The 3083-nt window shown below is 38.9% G+C and carries 3 protein-coding genes, 1 tRNA gene and 1 pseudogene; 4 read left to right on the top strand and 1 reads right to left on the bottom strand.

The window, feature by feature from the left end; all coding sequences use genetic code 11:
• Positions 1-271 precede the first annotated feature (271 nt).
• The 4 genes from AACS92_RS19925 to AACS92_RS19940 all read left to right on the top strand — a co-directional run bounded on the left by AACS92_RS19925 (position 272) and on the right by AACS92_RS19940 (position 2929).
• A tRNA-Asn gene (locus tag AACS92_RS19925) sits at positions 272-347 on the top strand.
• Positions 348-578: 231 nt separating this feature from the next.
• Entirely contained in the window at positions 579-1631 is a 1053-nt protein-coding gene (gene pyrC, locus AACS92_RS19930; protein WP_099111994.1) for a dihydroorotase, read from the top strand.
• 237 nt (positions 1632-1868) lie between these two features.
• Positions 1869-2129 (top strand): biofilm formation regulator BssS, encoded by a 261-nt coding sequence (gene bssS / locus AACS92_RS19935; RefSeq protein WP_099111995.1) that lies wholly within the window; start codon positions 1869-1871, stop codon positions 2127-2129.
• Between the two features lie 206 nt (positions 2130-2335).
• Positions 2336-2929, top strand: a complete 594-nt coding sequence (locus AACS92_RS19940; RefSeq protein WP_099111996.1) for a response regulator transcription factor — start codon at positions 2336-2338, stop codon at positions 2927-2929.
• A gap of 44 nt (positions 2930-2973) precedes the next feature.
• Here the strand turns inward: AACS92_RS19940 and AACS92_RS19945 are convergent.
• Positions 2974-3083, bottom strand: a pseudogene (locus AACS92_RS19945) (IS982 family transposase); the annotation flags it as partial.

Here is a 3083-nt window from a genome sequence, read left to right on the forward strand (position 1 = left end):
CCTCCATAGTTCAGTCGGTAGAACGGCGGACTGTTAATCCGTATGTCACTGGTTCGAGTCCAGTTGGAGGAGCCAAATTTAAAGAAGCCCGATTCAGTTATGCTGAGTCGGGCTTTTTACTTTGCTGCTGAAGATACACTGATGAGCTTAAAATCAAAAAGCACATATTATCGACAAAAAGTACATATTAACGGCAAACAACCAGTTATTATGATTTTCCCCTTTGACAAATGAGAAAATAGCCGTTAGTATACGCCCGTCTTGAAGGAGTTCCTCCATAGTTCAGTCGGTAGAACGGCGGACTGTTAATCCGTATGTCACTGGTTCGAGTCCAGTTGGAGGAGCCAGCTTCAATACACCCTCGTTTTGTTACTTCTATTTTTTCCTTTTTTGATACAATTAATTTCCTCTGAATACCCTAGCTTATATAAAATAAAAATCTTAATTCTGCAAAAATAGCGGAACTATTATCATTTAATAATAGCTATTTAACTATTTTCTCTTTATCATCTACCTCCGGCTTAAGGAATGCTGAATCAGCTTCCACCATTTCTCACCTATATTCTGGAGCCGGTTCCATGACTACTGAATCATATACCATTAAAATCCGCCGCCCTGACGACTGGCATGTCCATTTTCGCGATGGTGATATGCTGAAAACTATCGTTCCTCATACCAGCCAATTCTTTGGCCGGGCTATCGTTATGCCTAACCTTGCCCCTCCTGTAACAGATGTTGCCAGCGCTAAGGCCTATAAAGACAGGATAATGGCAGCCATTCCATCAGAACACCAGTTTCAACCTCTGATGACCTGCTATCTCACGGATTCAACAAACAGCTCCCAAATTGAAATAGGTTACAAAGAAGGTATTTTCACTGCCTGTAAACTCTATCCTGCCAATGCAACAACTAATTCCAGCCACGGTGTTTCAGATATACAGAAGATCTATCCTCTGCTAGCAACAATGGAAAAATTAGGAATGCCTCTCCTGATCCATGGTGAAGTGACTGCTTCTCATATTGATATTTTTGATCGTGAAGCCCGTTTTATAGAGCAGGTAATGGAGCCGTTACGTAAGCAGTTCCCTGAGCTGAAAGTTGTTTTCGAACATATCACGACCAAAGAAGCTGCCGAATATGTTCTTGAAGGCAATGATAAGTTAGGCGCAACTCTCACTCCACAGCATTTGATGTTCAACCGCAATCACATGCTGGTTGGCGGGATCCGACCACATCTCTACTGTTTACCAGTATTAAAGCGCAATATTCATCAGGAGGCATTACGCGCAGCCGTTGCCAGTGGTTGTGACCGCTTCTTCCTGGGAACGGATTCCGCTCCTCATTTATTGCACCGTAAAGAATCTTCCTGCGGATGTGCTGGTGTTTTCAATGCGCCAACCGCTTTAGCAGCTTATGCAACTGTTTTTGAAGAAATGAATGCAATGGAGCATTTTGAAGCTTTCTGCTCTCTGAATGGCCCTAAATTTTATAATTTACCTGTTAATGATGGGGTTATTGAACTTACACGCAAGCCTACCCCAGTTTTCGAATACATCGAACATAATGGCGAAAAATTGATCCCATTCCTGGCTGGAGAAGATGCGGGATGGGAAGTCAAAATATGTAAGTAATCTCTCATCGTGCTTCATGCGGAGATACTTAGTTTCCGCATGAAGGCATCTCACTCTTTCCATACCAAACAAGATAATACTCACCCTCAGATAAAATGATCACCATCGGGTTTCTGAGACTGGTTGTAGTATTAGTTTGATAAAAAGGTTTATACTGCCATTACTCATCTTTGATGAGATTCGCAGCTCTTAGTCAATTATACCAATAACAATGCTGTAGTCTGATTAGGAGGTTATATGGGACAAAAAGATGAAATTATTCAAACCCATCCTGTTGTAGGCTGGGACATCAGTATTGTTGACACCTATGACGCCATTATGATTCGCCTTCATTACTTATCCTCCCCAGATCAAACCACAAAAACAGATAATGTCAGTATTGACAAAACATTGTGGTTAACTACAGGAGTTGCAAAACAGCTAATTCTAATCTTGCAGGCTGGGATCGAGAAGATTGAATCATCAGAATACGACCAACTTGACTATACAAAACATTAACAGCAAATTTCATACCTATTAGGACACTCAGAACATTGAGTGTCCGCCACTACTATCAAAACAAATACCAGCACACAGAATCATTCATATAGTTTATTATTTTTCACAATACTGTATTATAAACAGCCAGACACTACCTGATATTTAACTATCCGGCAGACTGTTTTACTTAATGATAACCACTATAGAACAAGGATGTTCAGCTAATGAAGCTATTAATCATTGATGAGTGCTATTATACCCGCCTCGGGATCATTGAGTCCCTGAAAGAAAATACGAACATCCTTACAGCAGGTATGCATTCAATTCATGATGCAATAACTACTCTTCAGGTATTTTCACCAGATATTGTTCTGATGAATCTAACACATTACGGTTATTGCAGTGCATACTGTGAATACATGAAGTTATTTTTCTCCTTGGTACGTGATAGACGCATTTATATCTATCTTGATAAGCCATATCCATGGGCAGATAATCATATCCAATTGACTAATAAAGATTTTATTTTACCAAAAAGGAATCTTAGCTTACTACTTCAACGATTAAAAGAAATTGCTTCATATGATATTCAACACTATTTTTCTCATTTCAATACAAAAAGTTCTATTTTTAGTCCGCAGGAAAATAGGATCCTCTATTATTGGATGCTGGAAATAGGCACATATAAGATTGCAAAGATATTAAAAATAAGCGGCAGTACCGTTTATTCTCATAAACGACATATCATTGAAAAATTAGGGGTGGTTAACCAGATGGAGTTACTTTTTACTTATAATATCTTTAAGTATCTCTGTTAATAATTCAATTGGCGCAATAACACTTAAGTTAACCCCAATTCCGCTTAAGCTATTACTGAAATATCTTCTTCTGAGTAGAAAATTTTCAGTGATGGCTTTTTCTCTTTAAGGCAGTAAGCAATCAATCCCGTTAAAATGGTTAACAAAAAACCGG

Origin of the sequence: Xenorhabdus sp. KJ12.1, from assembly GCF_963876495.1 — a bacterium.
In the GTDB taxonomy this organism is placed as follows: domain Bacteria; phylum Pseudomonadota; class Gammaproteobacteria; order Enterobacterales; family Enterobacteriaceae; genus Xenorhabdus; species Xenorhabdus stockiae.